Below are 1325 nucleotides of genomic sequence, written 5' to 3' on the forward strand. Positions count from 1 at the left end.
AGGGCGTGGCGTTGGTCATGGTTGAAGAGGCGTTGGTCGCGTCCGACGTTGAGGGGTTGCCCGGTCGGGCTGAAGAGGATGCCGAGGTAGCCGGTATCGCAGAGGTGCCGGTCGATTGTCTCTGGCGATATCGGTGCCGGGTTGCCCTCGAGGTAGGCGAATACTGATTTGGCGCGTCCGCTCTCCGTGATACCAGCCGCGGGGGCCGGGCCAGCCGCGGGGTTCGGGCCAGTTGTGTGCGCACGACCAGCTGTGGGGGCGGAGACGGTGGTGGGGCGGTCGTGGTCGGTGACGATGATTTGCACGACGGGGCGGCGGCCGCCGAAGAGGGTGTTGGGGTCGGCGTCGGCGCCGAGTTTGAGTAGTTGGGTGAAGGAGTCCGCGGCGATTTGGTCGAGGGTGCGCGGGTCGTCCTTCACGCTCTGGGCCCAGGCGGCGCGTGTCGGGTCGACGAACCGCACGCCACCGCGTCGTGGACTGGTCAGGGCGTCGTAGGTCGCTAGCCACATTTCGCCCTGCTCGGGTGCCATTAGGGCGTGCAGGGTCACCATGCCGTCGGCGCGCCGCCAGAGCGACCAGGTGGTGTCGTCGCGGGCTTGCTTCTCCCGCGCCAGGATGCCCGCAGCGTCGAGGTCGTCGCGTAGGCGCCGGGCTCGTTTGTAGGCCTGCTCGGTATTCATCATCGGTGCCTCCACCAGCAACGCCCGGAGTGCTGCGGTGAGTTTCTCGGCGGTGATCGCCTGGTCGAGGGTGCCCAGGCCGCGTAGCAGGGCGTCGCCGATGCTGGGGGAGAAGGTGCCGGAGGCAATGGCGTGCATGATCGGCGCCTGCCACGGCACCACGACCGGCGCGACCGGCATCACCGCTGCAACTGGCACTACCGCCCGGGGCACTGTGGGCAGCGGCGGCAGATTCGGGTGCAGCGCGGCCCACGCCGCTGCTCGTTCCGCTTCCCGAGCAGCTTCACGCACCGCTTCCCGGGCGGCGTCCGCCGCAACGTCGGCGGCGGTCTGGGCAGCCAGCGCAGCGTCGCGGGCGGCGTCGGCGGCCTGTTGTTCGGCAGTTTCAGTGTCGGCCATGAGGACTCCCACGGCCAGCAGCCGGCCAGCCTCGATCCGGCTGAGGCCGGTGGCGTGCTGCACCATCAGCGTCGGGTTGCCAAACCCGTGCCGCGTGGCCAGACCTGACTGACCCAGCTGCGGCCGGGATCGGTGCGCGATCGTGCCCGCCAGCATCGCGGCGGCGGTGTTGCTGAGCCGGAGCAGGTCCGCGATCGGACCCCGCGCCGCGAGCACCTCGGCATCGGAGAGCCTGCTGAACTCGGC

At 70.3% G+C, this 1325-nt stretch carries 1 protein-coding gene; it reads right to left on the bottom strand.

Annotated features, from left to right (window positions below; genetic code table 11):
• Positions 1-1325: DUF222 domain-containing protein (locus E3T39_RS06990; protein ID WP_134514014.1), on the bottom strand; the 1325-nt coding region annotated here is incomplete at both ends.

The organism is Cryobacterium suzukii, assembly GCF_004403185.1.
In the GTDB taxonomy this organism is placed as follows: domain Bacteria; phylum Actinomycetota; class Actinomycetes; order Actinomycetales; family Microbacteriaceae; genus Cryobacterium; species Cryobacterium suzukii.